The sequence below is a fragment of the Viridibacillus sp. d25.2 genome (assembly GCF_055456015.2).
Map to the genome: position 1 here is coordinate 1,670,209 of NZ_CM196652.1, position 15,901 is coordinate 1,686,109.

The following is a 15,901-nucleotide window of genomic DNA, read 5'->3' on the forward strand; positions in this document are numbered from 1 at the left end:
GTCTCATTCAACTTTACAAGTAGTGAATACCAACATCTGTTCGTTATTTTTGCTATACTGTACATAATAAAAGAAGCAGGAGAGATGTGAGATGGAGGAGCGGAAACAAAAAGGGCGAATTATTTTTCATATCGATATGAACTGTTTCTATGCCTCTGTGGAACAATCACATGATCCAACACTAAAGGGCAAAGCAATTGCCATTGCAGGCAACCCAAAGGAGCGACGTGGCATCCTAGTAACTTGTTCATATGAAGCACGGGCAAAAGGGGTATACACGACGATGGCTGTGTGGGAAGCTAAGCGCAAATGTCCGGAACTCATCTTGTTGCCACCTAATTTTGAACGCTATCGTATTGCTTCAAAGGCGATATTTGACATACTACGAACATATACAGAACTTGTGGAGCCCGTGTCAATCGATGAAGGCTATATAGATGTTACGGAACTTGTACATGGAAAAGAAGCTATAGAATTCGCAGAAAGCATTCAAAAACGTATTTTAAATGAATTAGATTTGCCTTCTTCGATTGGGATTGCACCGAACAAGTTTTTGGCTAAAACAGCTTCTGATATGAAAAAGCCAATGGGCATTACCGTTTTAAGAAAACGTGAACTGCCCAACATTCTATGGTCTTTACCAGTCATTGAAATGCATGGGGTTGGAGAGAGCACAGCGAAAAAACTAAACGATTTGAAAATCTACACAATCGGCGATTTAGCACAAGCTTCTGAAGCCTTTTTAAAAAGCAACTTAGGTAAAAATGGAGCTAGGTTAAAAGACAGAGCAAATGGTATTGATAACAGGGAAGTCGATCCTAATGCGATTTATGATACGAAAAGCGTTGGCAATTCCACAACTTTGCCTATAGATTTAGTCGAATGGGATGAACTTCGCAAAACAATAGATGGACTCTGTGAAAAGGTTGCTAAACGACTATCAGCTAAGAATCTAGCCGGACATACCGTATCCATTCAAATTCGAGATGCTGATTGGCATAACTCTAGTCGGAGTAAAACCTTTTCCAATGCCATTTATAAGAAATCAGATATTTTTGAAATAGCTATTGATTTAGCAAAGAAACATTGGCATGGTGAACCTGTTCGTTTACTTGGTGTGACATTGAGTAATGTGATTGATCGCAAAGAAACAGCAGAGCAGCTTTCCATCTTCAACTTTGAAAAGCATGCCAAAGAGGAGCCAATTATCCAAGTAGTGGAACAGCTCCAAAAGAAATTCGGGAAAGAAATTATTTCAAAAGGCATGAAAGAAAAGAAAAAGGCCAATTACGAATCGCAAACGAGCTTTAGTAAGGACTTTTTGGAGGATCATAAGGATTGATGAAAATATTTTCAATCAATTAGGGGGAGCGAAAGGATGACAGGGAGTACTGAATCAATTAATGGTATTGTAGTTTTAGTAAACTAGCAGAGCTATGCTTTATGTGATGTTTACAATTTCAGCAGTGCTGGGAGAAAGTCTAAGATAAAAGAAATAACTTCTTTAATTGAAGTATCGTAAGTTGATCTATTCTTCTGTTAGTGAGTAGAAGTAATTATATAAAAAATCACAGTATCAGTATCGCTTTTTACATAACTAAAATATAAGTAATGCAAAGAAAAGGCGTGTATCAATGTCCATATGGTGATTGATGAGCATCTTTTTTTGCTATACTAGATATAGGACACTAGCAACACTGAAGTTTAAATAGCAAGGAATCATTATGAGGATTCTTCATATGTTGATCATCGTGTTTACCGTAAGGAGGACTTCATTTGCATATACAATTTTTAGGTACAGGCGCAGGAATGCCGTCAAAAACACGGAATACAAGTGCGCTTGCAGTTAAATTATTAGAAGAGCGTGGCACATTTTGGCTATTTGATTGTGGTGAAGCGACGCAACACCAAATTTTACATACAACATTAAAGCCAAGAAAATTAGAAAAAATCTTTATCACACATTTACACGGAGATCATATATTTGGACTCCCTGGCTTACTTAGTTCTCGCTCTTTCCAAGGGGGAGAAGAATTGCTAACCATCTATGGACCAGCAGGATTAAAAAGTTGGGTTGAGTTAACAATACAGATCTCACAAACACATCTCAATTATCCTATTGAATTTGTTGAGGTGGCTGAAGGTGTTGTTTTTGAAGATGATGACTTTGTCGTTACTGCAAAACCTTTACAGCATGTCGTGCCGTGCTATGGTTATCGTATTGAACAAAAACCACTACCAGGTGCATTACAAATTGATAAAGCAATAGCGTTTGGCGTTCCTAAAGGTCCACTTTTAGGTCAGCTGAAAAATGGTAATAATGTAACATTGCCAGACGGGCGTATTGTGAAAAGTAGTGACGTGACAGATTTACCTAAATTGGGCTTTATCGTTACGATTTTAGGAGACACACGTTCTTGTGAAAATGCCGTTTTACTTAGTGAAAATGCGGATATTGTAGTTCATGAATCAACATTCGATCATGCAACAGAAGCACTAGCTGCCAATTATGGCCACTCCACAAATATGGATGCAGCAAATATTGCTATTAAAGCAGGAGCAAAAAATCTGCTTCTAAATCATTTAAGCGCAAGATTTTTCCCTCAAGATATTAAAAACATGCTTCAAGAAGTGCATGAAGTGTTTGAAAACGCCTATATCGTAGCAGACTTAGAGGAATATGAGTGGCTTCAAGAAAAGCTATCTCCTTTTAGTCAGTAACAAGCATGGAAAGAGCTATCCAATTTTGGATAGCTTTTTTAAGTAAAGTGACAACTAAGCTGTCTAATAGTTTCAACTTTATCAATGCCCCGTGTTAAGACTCAGTAATAATCAACATATCATTTTCGTCAAATTCCCAGTTCTCACCATATGCAACTTCCCAATAAAAGCCGTTTGGATCTTGAAAATAGCCACTATAGCCGCCCCAAAAGACTGTTTCAGGTTCTTTTACTATTTTCGCACCAGCTTTTTGAGCCAATACAAATATTTCATCAACCTCTTCTTTTGACTTCCCATTATAAGCAAGTGTAAATCCACTAAAGCCATTGCCAATCACAGGTGGGGTGTCTTCATTAATATCTTGGACTAAGCGATCAATTGGAAACAGTGAAATTTTAGTCCCTTGATTATTAAAGAAAATCACATCTGGATTCGCATCGTTGCCATATACAAATACTTCAAACCCTAGTCCCTCACGATAAAAATGTAAAGACTTTATCATATCTCTTACTCCCAAAGTAATTAAATTTAATCGATTCATTTCATAATCTCCTTTAAACTTCTCTATTTTTAAAGTCTTATAGATGTAATTCTATTTAAGTCTCAAATAACCTTCTTTTATTAGCTGGAGGATCCTTTAAAGAAAAAAGCATGTTCTGAAAAAATTCTTTCAAAACATGCTAAGGATGATTATTAAAATTGACGAGCAAAAATTCAAATGGAATTATTACTTGGCGATATTTTTTACGGCCATATAGTTTTCTGGCTCTACTCTTTCAGCCGTCCTCCATTTCCCGAACAACATGAGACAAAGTGCAAATGCTACTACACTTCCAGCAAAAATAAGCGCAACATTATAACTCTTATAAAAAGAGGCAAGCTTGCCAGCAATTAGTGGACCAATAATTTGGCCAAGCGCATAGAGAGTTGTTAGCGCAGATACAACACTCGCGCTCTTTGTTGGAAATAATTGTCTTGCGTAAGATGTGGTCATCGTCACGATACCAACAAACGTCATACCAAATAAAAATGCCGATGTCATAACACCAAAAATAGTCGGTGAGATGATTGGAAGAATAATTCCGATGGCTTGCAAAATATAAGCAATTGAAATTATACGAACAGGTGAATATTTTGACATCAACATAATCCAAAGTGGTGCAGATGGAATAGCACCTATACCGACAACAACCCAGCTATAAGCCGCATATTCTCTTAAATTAGGTATTTCATGAATAATATCAACTAAAAATGTCCCGGTTACAATATAGCCAAGCCCCTCTAATCCGTAAGCAAGTGCCATCCAAGGCATAAAACCTTTCCATACCTTCTCGGATACAGCAGCCTTCTTATCCTGTTCATGAGCTGTGAGCTTACGCCATAAGAACATCGTCGTCAACACGAACAACACGGATAATACACCAAGTCCAATCCAGGCCCCTTGCCATGAAAAAGCCGATTCCAAAATAGGTACGAAAATTCCCGATAGTGCAATTCCTAAACCAATACCGCTAAAAATATAACCTGACCATTTCGTCAATAAATGTCCAGCCAAATAATCCATTAACATACTAGAAGTTAATACAAACATCAAGCCACCAGTGATACCGGCAATCAAGCGCAAAATAAGCCAGATCCACAAACCATCAAGCATTCCCATCCCAAAAACAGAAAGAACATTAAAAAGTGCGCACCAGCCAAGAATGGTTTTTGGATGACGGCTAATAAAGCCAGCCCATAGTGCTCCAATAAAATACCCTACATAATTTGCAGAAGCCAGCATACCAGCAGTTTCTACAGACAATCCAACATCTTGTCGCATAAATGGCAAAATCGGAGTAAGAGCAAAGCGGCTAATCCCCATCGCCACCACTAAAAATAAAATTCCCCCAACAATCATCCCAGCATGTCGTCGATTCACCATAGCACCCCCATATGTAGAAAAAAAGACCAAAAAACATTAATTATAGTATAAATTAGTCAAAGTGTTTTTGATATAGAAGAAATTGTAAAAGTGATGGGGAGAGCGAGTAGCGCTAAAAGGGGAGCGAGTAGCGCTAAAGGGAGCGAGAGTAGCGCTAAAGGGGAGCGAGTAGCGCTAAAGCCCGAGCGAGTAGCGCCAAAGAAAGCGTGAGTAGCGCTAAAGGAGAGCGAGTAGCGCCAAAGGAAGAGCGAGTAGCGCTAAAGGGAGCGAGTAGCGCCAAAGGAAGAGCGAGTAGCGCTAAAGAAAGAGCGAGTAGTGCTAAAGCCCGAGCGAGTAGCGCCAAAGAAAGCGTGAGTAGCGCTAAAGGAAGAGCGAGTAGCGCTAAAGGGGAGCGAGTAGCGCCAAAGGAAGAGCGAGTAGCGCCAAAGGAAGAGCGAGTAGCGCTAAAGGGAGCGAGTAGTGCCAAAGAAAGCGCGAGTAGCGCTAAAGCCCGAGCGAGTAGCGCCAAAGAAAGCGTGAGTAGCGCTAAAGGAGAGCGAGTAGCACCAAAGGAAGAGCGAGTAGCGCTAAAGGGGAGCGAGTAGCGCCAAAGAAAGCGCGAGTAGCGCTAAATGAGGCGCGAGTAGCGCTAAAGCCCGAGCGAGTAGCGCCAAAGAAAGCGTGAGTAGCGCTAAAGGAGAGCGAGTAGCGCCAAAGGAAGCGCGAGTAGCGCTAAAGGGGAGCGAGTAGCGCTAAAGGAAGAGCGAGTAGCGCAAAAGGAAGAGCGAGTAGCGCTAAAGCCCGAGCGAGTAGCGCCAAAATCCAATCAAAGCACTCTCGTTCCCCCATAAAAAAACCTAACTCCCAAAATTATCATTATTTCAAGCAAGAAAGCATCAACGGGAACATATGAATAGTTAACTAAAGGGGGATGGAAATGAGGATAAACTGGAAAATTCGATTCAAAAACCCGCAATTTTGGTTCCACATGTTTTTGGCAATTGCTTCATCTATAGGGGGATATCTCGGTATTACTGGTCAGGATGTTAGTACTTGGCCAAAATTATACGATGTCTTCTTGCAAGCTGTTTCAAATCCTTTTGTTCTGTTTTCGGTGGCAGTTGCTGTCTATAATTCTGTTATTGATCCGACAACGAACGGCATAAATGATAGTAAACAAGCACTACGATATACAAAAGTGAAATGTGATGATTAGTAAAAATGAATAAAAAAGTTTCGGTACAAGTTGACCACACAAAACGAAATTTATTTAATACATTAATCTGAGGAGGAAATTGAACTTTTAAAGTAATAATACCTTTAATAATAGACGCAGCATTTATCGATGGGAGGGATACTATGAAGGTAACTGAATTTATTACTTCATTAATCGATGAGATGATCTGGCCAATTGTCATAATACTGGCTATCTTATTATTTAGAAGTCAAATAGGCTTTATATTAATGAACATCACCAGATTTTCTTTTAATAATATAGAGCTGGATTTTGGAGAAAAACTTAACGATTTAGAGAAGAAATTAAACAATTCTCATCTAGTAGAGAACAAACCTCCTGACCTATTTAGTAAGGATGGTGAGATTCTCAGGGTTGCAAAAGAATCACCCGGAGAGTCGATTCCAATGATTTGGGGAATTGTTGAAAACGAATTACAATCTACTGTACACCGACTTGGTATCAACCAGTTAAATGATGAAGTAACATATTCACATAAAGACATTCGCCTATTAATGGAATATAACTTAATAGATGGAGAAATATTTACAACGTTTAATGAACTAAGAAACATGAAAATCCAACTATCAAGAAGACATTTTATCAAAAAAGAACCAACGTATACAGATGCCTTAAAATACTACGACCTTTCAAAAAAAATTATCATCATCTTTAATGATGCAAATATTACGGTACTTTTACCAGAAGAGTAAATTAGCAGAATTCCTCCTTGTCCAATATAAAAAAGCGCTGAAATTTAGCGCTTTTTTATATGTGAAAAAAAATATTATCAAACTCAAAATGTAATTCATTATCAACATTTTATAGCTTCCAGAAGTTATTACATGGCCTCTAGAGGTGAAATCTACTGCCAACTTAATCAACCAGCAGTACCTTTTAGCTTTTAGTGAGTTGTTCGCATCCCCAGTTGTAAGCCAATTTTGATTTAGTACAGAGAAGTCACCACTTTAATTTTTCACATTTCCTTTAAAGTCATAGCCTCCAAATTGTCTTGTTATATATGGATATCCAAATAACTCCTGAAGCCTCAATGTGTATAAAACCTTGATGATCCTTAAGTGTAAACTCACTCATTATTATCGACTTTTCCTAAACTCTTATTTTAGCTGCTATAAAGGTGGGTGTATTACTTAGAATACTCGCGTTCTATTTTGCAAATTTTCACACTGTAGTTTTGGTACCAATCGTTCATGCCTTTTTGCTGGGCAACTTGATGCGCTTGATTTTGCTTCCAGTTATTAATTGCTTCTAAGCTATCCCAATACGAAATGGTAATGCCAGCACCCGATGCATCTCGAACACTTTCTACTCCTAAGTAACCAGGCTGTTGGCTAGCAAGTCGATCCATTTTTTCTGCCATATTCCCATAGCCATTATCGCCTTCAGATCGTTGACTCGAAAAAATAACTGCATAATATGAACCCTTTGATTCATGAAACATGCTCACCAATCCCCTTCATTGTTAAAATTATCTAACTATAAGATTATAACATTGGATTTAAATAGATAGATTTGGTATGAAAATAATCCAATAACAATTAATCCGCTAGGACACAGCAATTTATAGACATACATACATTATTCAAAAAGGAGGTTTTCGCCTAATGAATTGCAATTGTTTCTTAAGTAATGTGACAAAAAGATACTTGAGAACGTAATATAAAGTCCTGAAGGCCATAACAAGTATCAGTTCTCCACCGGTGGTAACAATTACATGCAATAATTGCGATTGTTATGGCATCTTGAGAGAAGTTAAAAATAGAGAAGTTAGATGGTTCGATAAAGGGGAATAGCTTTTTTCGTTAGGGCTTGTATATATTTTAGAGGTAAAAAATAATAACTCAAAAAGTTACTACTCTAGGTGTATTAATCAATTGAATAAGGACAACTTCCTAATTATGTATATACGAATATTTTACAATATTAAATGAAGAAAGGAGAGATAGGAAGATGTTCTATTATGATCCTTATTATGATCCTTATGGTAATAAAGTGGCAATAAATCCACTTTTGAATCCAGTTCAACTTACAAGATTTGTAGGTTTTATGGTGGATATCCAGATGAACAACGGACAACTGTATTGTAATGTTAGATTAGATTCTGTTAGTGATTGGGGTAATGCAATGACAAATCCTAATTTTGGTGGGGTACAAATTACAAGATTTGTTAACGGCATTCCACAACAACTACCTCTACATTCAAGAGATATACAAACCATTACTCAAGCCGGTCAATTATGCCGAAATACGCAACCTCCATTTCCACCAAGACCGCCAAATCCACCGAGACCACCAAGGCCACAAAGACCGCCTTGGTGTAGGTTCGCTCCACCAGGATTCCCAGGTTGCTAAGAGGATGAGAAATAAGCTAAAAAACAGGATTTATATGCAAATATAAGCCTGTTTTTTTAATTTTAATAACACTAGGTAATTACTAAAAGTGATAAACCACCATATTGATATACAATATAAATAATGTAAAGTGTGATATGACCATATATCTTTACCTTAAATGTTTAATTGTTGAACTATCTTATAAAGTAGTTAGGGGGGAGAACATTGACTGAAAAACATTGTCCTTTATGTGGTGAGGAAAATAAATGCATGGTGGGGGGAGAAGGAAAAAGTACTTGCTGGTGTTATATGGAAGGAGGGTTTCCGAAAGGGATATTTGATTTAGTGCCCCAGGAAAGTAAAGGAAAGCACTGTATTTGTAAAAAGTGTGTAGATACATATAGAGAAGAAATGGGAATGAAAAAATAAGAATTAGTTAGTGCTTGTAAGAAAAGGTGAAAAACCGACAGAACAAGTTACAAGTATTAAAGGAGAACAGAATCTCTTACTGAGGCATTATCAAGTAATAATCAATTATATTTTCTTATAATAATTGTGCTAATACTGATGTTTATAGTTTTTATTATTAAAGGTCATAAAAAGTAGCTATCTTTCTATATTATCAGGTACTTTGAGTGCAGAGGAAAAGTCGATTCCTTTACTAAAGGGAAATCGACTTTTTTGATTTTTCAAAGTGTAATCAAAATAATAATATCTCGCAAAAAAATGGACCATTTTATAGATTAAATAAAATTTCTAGATTAAATAACTAGTTTTGAAGCATATTCTAGGAATCATTTTGAATAAGTGAGATTCCTATTATTTTCATAATAAGTTAAAATTAAGTTGTTATTACTTTGAGGAAATAAAAATTAAGGAGGATTAAAATGAAAAAAGATGCTATTGAACGATCTTCACAATCTTATAAGAAAGAACTTTTTGAGATTGATGAACAAATCTGTGCTTTATTAAAACAACGCAAAGACCTTTCAAGCGATCATTTAGGTTTTCCAACTGATGAAGTGTTCTCAAAATGGGCACAAAAGTACGATCTGTATGAAGATTATTTAAGTTCGTTATTTGGAACAATTAAAATGCATGACTTCTTTAAACCTCGTGTTGAACCGTATGGATTTAGAAAGCACCTATCTGTTTTAAAATCGGTTGAAGTAGATGAAAGATTTTACACTGTAACGTATATAAGACAGTACGAAAATGCTAGTGTTGTCCATCTTAATATTGATTGGGATGTCAGAAATGATACACTAATCGACCTTCAGCTGAATCATAATAATATTGCATTATCTATAGGGAAACCATACGATTGTCGGAGTGATGGTGGGGCAGGATCGAAAGGAAACTCAATGCATAACTTCATTGTTTCTCCGCCATTACCTGACGATATTTCCGGAATGACTTTAGTGTTTACTGAATACAGTGATTTCATTAATGAAAAGCCAACAGGTCTGGATATTATCATGAATTTGGAGTAAATTAACAATTATTATTGTATTAATATACTGAAGCGTATTTATATAATGGTCTTTTGAAACAAAGAAAAGAATGTGAGGAATAGTTGATGAATGAAAGATATCCAATAGGAGAATTCGATTGTGCTGAACACATATCAAAAGAAGAAATAAAGGCTTGGATCAAAGAAATCCGGATGTTCCCAATGAGATTAATAGAAGTAGTCAATCATCTGAGTGACGAAGCTCTAGAATATACTTATAGAGAAGGTAGCTGGACCATTCGACAAATTGTTCATCACATTGCAGATAGTCATATGAATGCTTATATCCGTTTCAAATTAGCATTAACAGAAGAAAATCCAACAATTAAACCATATGAAGAAGATAAATGGGCTGAGTTACCCGATTCAAAGTTACCCATCACTACTTCTTTAAAAATCATTGAATCTTTACATGAGCGATGGGTGTATCTAATTGAAAATTTAATGGATGAACAACTAAAAAGAACTTTTATCCATCCCGATTCTGGTATTGTTTCGGTCGAGAAAAACATTGGTATTTATGCATGGCATGGTAATCATCACATAGCTCATATTAAAAGTGCTTTAAAATAATTATTAAAATTTAATTTATCTAAGATCAAGAGTCCATTTTGAACAATCCTTTTTATAAATGGATTCTTTTTGTTTGCAGATAATGAAGGATTAGCTAATTCTGTTAATCAAACTCGAATCCAAACCTACAAGTACGTATAAGGTAGGCCAACTTAACATATTACATGCCATGCAATTTCAGCGGTAATTATAACTTAGATATTTCATCCTATCGTCACTAGGCATTCACCTATATCTTTACATTCGCATACCTTACTTCTATAGAAAAACTTCTAGTTAGAGAGGAGATTTTTTTTGTGAGTGGAAAAGAGTTACATTATTTTTTTGGAGGAAATACGGCAAGGGGTTTCTTTAGCCTATATGATTCTAATTTTGCGGGTTTAGAAAAGATCTTCATATTAAAAGGTGGTCCAGGGACTGGTAAATCGACTTTGATGAAGAATATTGCAAATGACTGGAAGGAAAAAGGATATGATGTAGAATTCATTCATTGCGCTTCTGATTCGGATTCTGTTGACGGTGTTATTTTTCCATCATTAAAAATAGGGATAGTTGACGGGACTGAGCCACACGTCATAGAACCAAAGGCTCCAGGGGCGGTAGAGGAATATGTGAATTTAGGGGATGCGTGGAATTCACAACACCTAAGTATCAAAAAAGATGACATTCTTAAGTTGAATAAGGAGAAAGAGGAAGCCTATGGGCAAGCTTATCATTCTTATGCTGAAGCGTTGGCAGTTCATGACGAGTGGGAAGCAATTTATATTGCCAATATGGATTTTGAAAAGTTAAATGCGTTAACAGAGGAAATAAAAACAATCTTTTTTGGAGAAATTCATTTAAATAAGGAAGCGAATGTCCGTCATCGATTTTTAGGAGCAGCAACGCCAATTGGAGCAGTAGATTATGTACCAAATTTAACTGAAAACATTCGTAAGCGTTACTTTTTAAAAGGCAGACCTGGATCAGGAAAATCGACCCTTTTAAAAAAATTAGCCTCTACTGCTGAAGGTAGGGGTTTAGATGTAGAAATATACCACTGTGGGTTTGATCCAAATAGCTTGGATATGGTCATCCTTAGAGAACTAGGAATTGCAATTTTCGATAGTACGGCACCGCATGAGTATTTTCCATCTCGTGAAGGCGATGAAATAATCGATTTATATAATGTTGCTGTATTCCCTAGAACGGATGAAATTTATGAAGAGCAAATTTTGGGGATTTCCACAAGATATCGAAATAAAATGAACGAGGGAACATCGAGTTTAGCAGAAGCCAAAAAATCGCATGATAAGTTAGAAGAGATATATCAAGAAGCAGTCGATTTTTCTATTGTTGAATGTATTCAAAAAGAAGTTGAAAACACGATACTCGAGTTAGTAAAGGGGACAACTGATTAGTAATTTATTTTAAGCCTCTCAGTATAAATTATGATAACAGGTTATTATTTCCCTATAGCTAAGACTTAATATGACTAAATGTTTTTTCATTAAGTTACTGATGAATTTCAGTAACTTTTTTACATAACAAAATAAAATAAGAATATGTTCACTTAGAATTGAAAATTTTAAGCTTAACGAATTGATAGAAAAAAGGGAGACCCGTTTTTCTAGGATTGACTAACTACACAATAATCCAATAAAAAGGGCCTCTTAAAAATTGTTGTTTTAAAATTCTAGTATCCATTAAAGTAAAATTAGTTTTTCAACTATCTTGTTCATCATTATTTATCAATCGTTTCTTTAAAGTCTTTTCTTTGCGATTTTAATTTTCTTATTTTAACATTAATGTTTTGAATGGAGTTCTCTTTTAACTCCACTTTTCCATCTTTCTGAAGTTTTTTCCACGCTTTATTGTTTTTGCGATATAAGTATTCAGAGAAACGATAAATATCTGCATCGTTTTTCAGTGCTTCTTCATAGGTACCTTTTATTTCTTTTTTTACTTCTTTAATTATCTCTTTTTTTATTTCATCAGATGTTACATCCCCATGAAACTCACTAATGGTCACGTCCATTTTTAAATTGATATCAAACTTCACTTCACTTTTTCTAACAATTGGATTTACTTTCACTTTTAAGTTATCTACAACTACTGTGAATTCAGCTGGATTATTCGAGTCTATCTTGACTGTCACTTCCCCGCGTTCCGTATCTTTTGTCATCCACTGTAATCCGCGTATTTTTTCAGTAGGGATAAATCCTTTAAATTCTTTTGGAGAGAGTAAACCAACTCCAGATAAAGTAGTGGAATTTTTTTGGCCTTGTTCCGTCTCCCAATTTTTGTCGATAGAAACGAATGGGATAGGCATTTCATGACTAGGTTCATTTAATCCAATAATTAACTCTCGAAAATTGATGGGTTTTATAAAGGACTCTTGTTTATATGAATTTTCTGGATCACCTAACTTTGATAATATAAGCGCTTTATTGATAGTCGGTGTGGTCAACAATAAATCCTTTACAGAGTCATTTGTACCGTACATCCAGATTTGATATCTTGTTTCTCTATAACGGAGGAAATTGTCGATAATAGGATTTGCTCTTCCTTCTTTTAATGCCTCTTCCGAGAAAATAATAAAGGAGAAAAAGCCCCAAAAAACTTTTTGATCTATTGAATGGTATAATTCGAAAATCGCTTCATCAATTGTTTTTCCCTTAGCATAACCTACTTCGGATTGTACTGGATTATTAACAGGTTGATCCGTTTTTGCAGTGTTAGAAAAATCAATAATCTGAGCAAATACTTCGTACTCACCATCTTTGAAATCCACACCGACACCATGAATATATAGCATTCTTTCAGGTTCATCTGCATCCCAACAACCGGAGAGTAAAGCCGAGACAATAAGCACTATAATCAATATTCTTTTATTCATTTTTGTCCTCTTTTGTCCGTGTTTTATCTAGAGGATCTAACATATTAGGACGCTCATTATAGTATTTTTGTGGAACTCGGAATAACGTTTTTCTGATTGTTGACCAATTTAAGTCTGCTGCAATATTCATATATGGTACTCCGAAAGTTCGAATATTTGATAAGTAAAAAAGGGTAAAGTAGAACGACATGAAAAAACCAAATAGTCCTAAAAAAGCAGTAACTAGGATAAAACAAATACGTAAGAAACTTACTGCATTTACAAGTGACTGATTGACCAGTGTAGACGATGCTATAGTTGAAATTGCTATAATAACAATCATTGCAGGGCTCGTTACACCTGCTCGAATAGCGGCATCTCCAATAATTAATCCACCAACAACACTAATAGTTCCACCAATGGCAGTGGGAAGCCGTAAACCCGCTTCGCGGAATAATTCAAACATGAGGAGCATAAGAAGCATTTCAACAGCAGAAGGAAGTGGCAGGCCAGTATTTAATTGTACAACTGTCGCTAGCAATTGCAGTGGCAATTGGTCTTGATGGACAGTAGTTAAAGCGAGCCAAAACGCGGGTAGAAGTAGGCCAATTAATATACTAGACACACGAAGTATTCGTTCGAACGAACTGAAAATGATTGTATTTTCATTATCTTCGCCAGACTTTAATAGTAAAAACAAATTTACGGGCGTGATGACTGCATAGGCTACCCCTTCAACAAGAATAAGAAAACGCCCTCTGATAAGAGATTGAATGGCATGATCTGGTCTCCCTGTATAATCATTTCTTGGAAAGAGCATTCCACTTTTAATAATGCGTTCCATTAATATATCTCCGCTAAAAATGATATCTGTATCGATTTTATTTAACTCACTTTTGATTTCACTTAATATCTCTTTATTGGCAATATCATCAAAATAGAGAATGGCTACTGATGTTTTTGAACGTTCTCCTAATACGAATTTTTCTACGCATAATGAATTTGTAGGCAATCGTTTTCTTATTAACGCAATATTAACTGAAATATCTTCAATAAAGTTATCCCTTGGTCCTTTAATAACCATTTCCATTCGAGTCTCTTCAGGTTTTCGATTCGGCTTTTTAGCAATATTGCTTGAAAAGAGGAGAAGTTCATTCTCAAAGTAGAGAAGTAATTGTCCAGAAAAAATGAGTGATATGGCGTCTTCTTTATCTTCTACTTTTTTTAAATCTGGAATTAATAATTCAGCTTGCACTACGTCTTCTAAAGGATTATCCCCGACGTTTTCTAGAAGTTGCTGAACTCTTTGAACAATAACATCATGCAACAATTGTTGGTCTATCATTGCATCACAAGTAATGAATTGCACTTTATGCTGATTAAATGTATACGCTTGAAAATGAACATCCGCAGACTTCTGAAATAACTGCCTCAAGGTATTTAAATCTATTGGCTTTTTAGCCGATGTCATCTTCCTTCACTACTTTCTGAGTAATTATTTTTTTGGGCCTTTTTAGATGATCTTCCTGAAATGAAAGCTACACTTGCAAGAAAAAGGGATAGTATCAAAAAGAAAAAGAAGGTAGTAGGCAACAAAAAACTCCCCTTAGCTTCAAGAAACTTGGTGTCGCTCACTAGGAATAAAGCTAAAGAAATAAAGAAGAAAGCTGGAGTTAGTGTTAACCAAATACGCTTTTTCTTCCCATTCATATTGAAAATATCTACGACGACGTACAAAAGTACCCCAACTCTTATAAATGCACCTGTAAGCCATTGATAAATTGAAAAGAAATCTAGATGTTCAAAATATCGCCCTATTGAAATGAGTCCCCACTCTTCATATGCAGGATACGTTTGCTTAGTAGCCTCATCTGGCCCAAATTCAATGATTGCTCCAATTAGTGGACCTAGTGTTAATCCCATTAAAATTAAAAGCATAATCGTGAAATGGTACCATCGAATTTTGTCTTTGATTTTATGTTGAAGGAACAAAAACAGCACGAGCTCGATAAATCCAGATGCAGGGTACACCATTCCTTTCAATACTGGTGAAAAACCGTGTTCAAAAAAAGGACGCAATAAATCAGGATCTTTAACTTGGATATTTGTAAATGCTACAAAAAAGCCAAAAATAACTACTCCGAAAAGTACCATTACATTTATCATTGCAATGGTCTGTAAGTTCGAAGTGACGAGTAAGACACAAAGAATTGTATAAATTATTAACATAATTAACATCGGTGTTTTAGGTAAAAAGGTTGTCGTTATCCATTGCAAGGTTTCTCTCATCGTAAATGCAGCAAGGACGATAAGATAAATGGCTATAATATAAAGCACAATGGAAGATCCAACTTTACCTATTTTACGTTTTAACCAATCTTTAACAGGTTCTTGTTTTGATTTTTTATGAATATAAACTAAAAGAAACAGCCAAGGGAATAGTGCTACTGTAGACAATATTACAGAAGCCCATCCATCTCTCCCTGCAACTTTTAATAATGATGGAATAATAGTTACATGATTTTTTAATCCGATGACTGTCATCGATAGGAATATGACGTGCAATATACTAATTGTGTCGAACTTTTTCACATTACACCTTCTTACATCAATTGGTATCTATTAGTTTAGCCAATAATAATGAAGTTTATAATACGTTTATAGGAGATTTATTGGGGTTTTTACTATTTAGAAAGAAATAAAAGGAAAAGTAAACCCGCTTGAACAATTATCTTGCTTCAAGCG

At 35.7% G+C, this 15,901-nt stretch carries 16 protein-coding genes; 10 read left to right on the forward strand and 6 right to left on the reverse strand.

The annotated features are described in order from the left end of the window. The first annotated feature begins 91 nt into the window (after positions 1–91). Positions 92–1,342, forward strand: a complete 1,251-nt coding sequence (locus ACZLO7_RS08265) for a DNA polymerase IV (protein ID WP_464938838.1) — start codon at positions 92–94, stop codon at positions 1,340–1,342. A gap of 434 nt (positions 1,343–1,776) precedes the next feature. After that, positions 1,777–2,721 carry a ribonuclease Z gene (gene rnz / locus ACZLO7_RS08270; protein WP_464938839.1) on the forward strand — a complete coding sequence of 315 codons (945 nt, stop codon included), beginning with the start codon at positions 1,777–1,779 and terminating at the stop codon, positions 2,719–2,721. Between the two features lie 94 nt (positions 2,722–2,815). Here rnz and ACZLO7_RS08275 read toward each other — a convergent pair whose 3' ends face one another. Both ACZLO7_RS08275 and ACZLO7_RS08280 read right to left on the reverse strand, forming a co-directional pair. Then, a complete protein-coding gene (locus ACZLO7_RS08275) occupies positions 2,816–3,262 on the reverse strand; it encodes a VOC family protein (protein WP_464938840.1) in 447 nt (148 codons plus the stop codon). A 186-nt stretch (positions 3,263–3,448) separates the two neighbouring features. After that, the gene (locus ACZLO7_RS08280; RefSeq protein ID WP_464938841.1) at positions 3,449–4,645 is read right to left on the reverse strand and encodes a YbfB/YjiJ family MFS transporter; all 1,197 of its coding nucleotides are present in this window, start codon (positions 4,643–4,645) and stop codon (positions 3,449–3,451) included. Positions 4,646–4,851: 206 nt separating this feature from the next. Here ACZLO7_RS08280 and ACZLO7_RS08285 point away from each other — a divergent pair, with 206 nt between their 5' ends. The 3 genes from ACZLO7_RS08285 to ACZLO7_RS08295 all read left to right on the forward strand — a co-directional run bounded on the left by ACZLO7_RS08285 (position 4,852) and on the right by ACZLO7_RS08295 (position 6,571). After that, entirely contained in the window at positions 4,852–5,229 is a 378-nt protein-coding gene (locus tag ACZLO7_RS08285) for a hypothetical protein (RefSeq protein ID WP_464938842.1), read from the forward strand. A 332-nt stretch (positions 5,230–5,561) separates the two neighbouring features. Next, positions 5,562–5,840 (forward strand): phage holin, encoded by a 279-nt coding sequence (locus ACZLO7_RS08290; protein WP_464938843.1) that lies wholly within the window; start codon positions 5,562–5,564, stop codon positions 5,838–5,840. Between the two features lie 143 nt (positions 5,841–5,983). Continuing rightward, positions 5,984–6,571: a hypothetical protein gene (locus ACZLO7_RS08295; RefSeq protein WP_464938844.1), complete on the forward strand. Its 588-nt coding sequence runs from the start codon at positions 5,984–5,986 to the stop codon at positions 6,569–6,571. A 434-nt stretch (positions 6,572–7,005) separates the two neighbouring features. Here the strand turns inward: ACZLO7_RS08295 and ACZLO7_RS08300 are convergent, their stop codons facing one another. Next, positions 7,006–7,320 (reverse strand): antibiotic biosynthesis monooxygenase family protein, encoded by a 315-nt coding sequence (locus tag ACZLO7_RS08300; RefSeq protein ID WP_464938845.1) that lies wholly within the window; start codon positions 7,318–7,320, stop codon positions 7,006–7,008. 509 nt (positions 7,321–7,829) lie between these two features. On the opposite strand from ACZLO7_RS08300, the gene ACZLO7_RS08305 reads away from it, so the two are divergent. The 5 genes from ACZLO7_RS08305 to ACZLO7_RS08325 all read left to right on the forward strand — a co-directional run bounded on the left by ACZLO7_RS08305 (position 7,830) and on the right by ACZLO7_RS08325 (position 11,699). Next, on the forward strand, positions 7,830–8,231 hold the full coding sequence (locus ACZLO7_RS08305; RefSeq protein WP_464938846.1) for a hypothetical protein: 402 nt from the start codon (positions 7,830–7,832) through the stop codon (positions 8,229–8,231). Positions 8,232–8,438: 207 nt separating this feature from the next. Continuing rightward, complete coding sequence (locus ACZLO7_RS08310; protein ID WP_464938847.1) at positions 8,439–8,642, forward strand: cysteine-rich CWC family protein; 204 nt, start codon at positions 8,439–8,441, stop codon at positions 8,640–8,642. A gap of 458 nt (positions 8,643–9,100) precedes the next feature. Continuing rightward, on the forward strand, positions 9,101–9,706 hold the full coding sequence (locus ACZLO7_RS08315; protein WP_464938848.1) for a hypothetical protein: 606 nt from the start codon (positions 9,101–9,103) through the stop codon (positions 9,704–9,706). Positions 9,707–9,792: 86 nt separating this feature from the next. Further along, on the forward strand, positions 9,793–10,299 hold the full coding sequence (locus ACZLO7_RS08320) for a YfiT family bacillithiol transferase (RefSeq protein WP_464938849.1): 507 nt from the start codon (positions 9,793–9,795) through the stop codon (positions 10,297–10,299). Between the two features lie 287 nt (positions 10,300–10,586). Beyond that, positions 10,587–11,699, forward strand: a complete 1,113-nt coding sequence (locus ACZLO7_RS08325; RefSeq protein ID WP_464938985.1) for a PRK06851 family protein — start codon at positions 10,587–10,589, stop codon at positions 11,697–11,699. A 323-nt stretch (positions 11,700–12,022) separates the two neighbouring features. Here the strand turns inward: ACZLO7_RS08325 and ACZLO7_RS08330 are convergent, their stop codons facing one another. The 3 genes from ACZLO7_RS08330 to ACZLO7_RS08340 are packed head-to-tail and all read right to left on the reverse strand — an operon-like array spanning position 12,023 to position 15,748. Then, a complete protein-coding gene (locus tag ACZLO7_RS08330) occupies positions 12,023–13,177 on the reverse strand; it encodes a Ger(x)C family spore germination protein (protein ID WP_464938850.1) in 1,155 nt (384 codons plus the stop codon). Next, entirely contained in the window at positions 13,170–14,627 is a 1,458-nt protein-coding gene (locus ACZLO7_RS08335; RefSeq protein ID WP_464938851.1) for a spore germination protein, read from the reverse strand. Before ACZLO7_RS08335 ends, ACZLO7_RS08330 begins: the two co-directional genes overlap by 8 nt. Then, a complete protein-coding gene (locus ACZLO7_RS08340; RefSeq protein ID WP_464938852.1) occupies positions 14,624–15,748 on the reverse strand; it encodes a GerAB/ArcD/ProY family transporter in 1,125 nt (374 codons plus the stop codon). The genes ACZLO7_RS08335 and ACZLO7_RS08340 overlap by 4 nt, the downstream gene beginning before the upstream one ends. Between the last annotated feature and the right edge of the window lie 153 nt (positions 15,749–15,901).

What these genes read in the sequence shown, in the direction of transcription:
- ACZLO7_RS08335 (WP_464938851.1), bottom strand. Translation starts at nt 14,627, where the DNA reads ATGACATCGGCTAAAAAGCCAATAGATTTAAATACCTTGAGGCAGTTA.
- ACZLO7_RS08300 (WP_464938845.1), bottom strand. Translation starts at nt 7,320, where the DNA reads ATGTTTCATGAATCAAAGGGTTCATATTATGCAGTTATTTTTTCGAGT.
- ACZLO7_RS08330 (WP_464938850.1), bottom strand. Translation starts at nt 13,177, where the DNA reads ATGAATAAAAGAATATTGATTATAGTGCTTATTGTCTCGGCTTTACTC.
- ACZLO7_RS08290 (WP_464938843.1), top strand. Translation starts at nt 5,562, where the DNA reads ATGAGGATAAACTGGAAAATTCGATTCAAAAACCCGCAATTTTGGTTC.
- ACZLO7_RS08315 (WP_464938848.1), top strand. Translation starts at nt 9,101, where the DNA reads ATGAAAAAAGATGCTATTGAACGATCTTCACAATCTTATAAGAAAGAA.
- ACZLO7_RS08280 (WP_464938841.1), bottom strand. Translation starts at nt 4,645, where the DNA reads ATGGTGAATCGACGACATGCTGGGATGATTGTTGGGGGAATTTTATTT.
- ACZLO7_RS08275 (WP_464938840.1), bottom strand. Translation starts at nt 3,262, where the DNA reads ATGAATCGATTAAATTTAATTACTTTGGGAGTAAGAGATATGATAAAG.
- ACZLO7_RS08295 (WP_464938844.1), top strand. Translation starts at nt 5,984, where the DNA reads ATGAAGGTAACTGAATTTATTACTTCATTAATCGATGAGATGATCTGG.
- ACZLO7_RS08305 (WP_464938846.1), top strand. Translation starts at nt 7,830, where the DNA reads ATGTTCTATTATGATCCTTATTATGATCCTTATGGTAATAAAGTGGCA.
- ACZLO7_RS08320 (WP_464938849.1), top strand. Translation starts at nt 9,793, where the DNA reads ATGAATGAAAGATATCCAATAGGAGAATTCGATTGTGCTGAACACATA.
- ACZLO7_RS08265 (WP_464938838.1), top strand. Translation starts at nt 92, where the DNA reads ATGGAGGAGCGGAAACAAAAAGGGCGAATTATTTTTCATATCGATATG.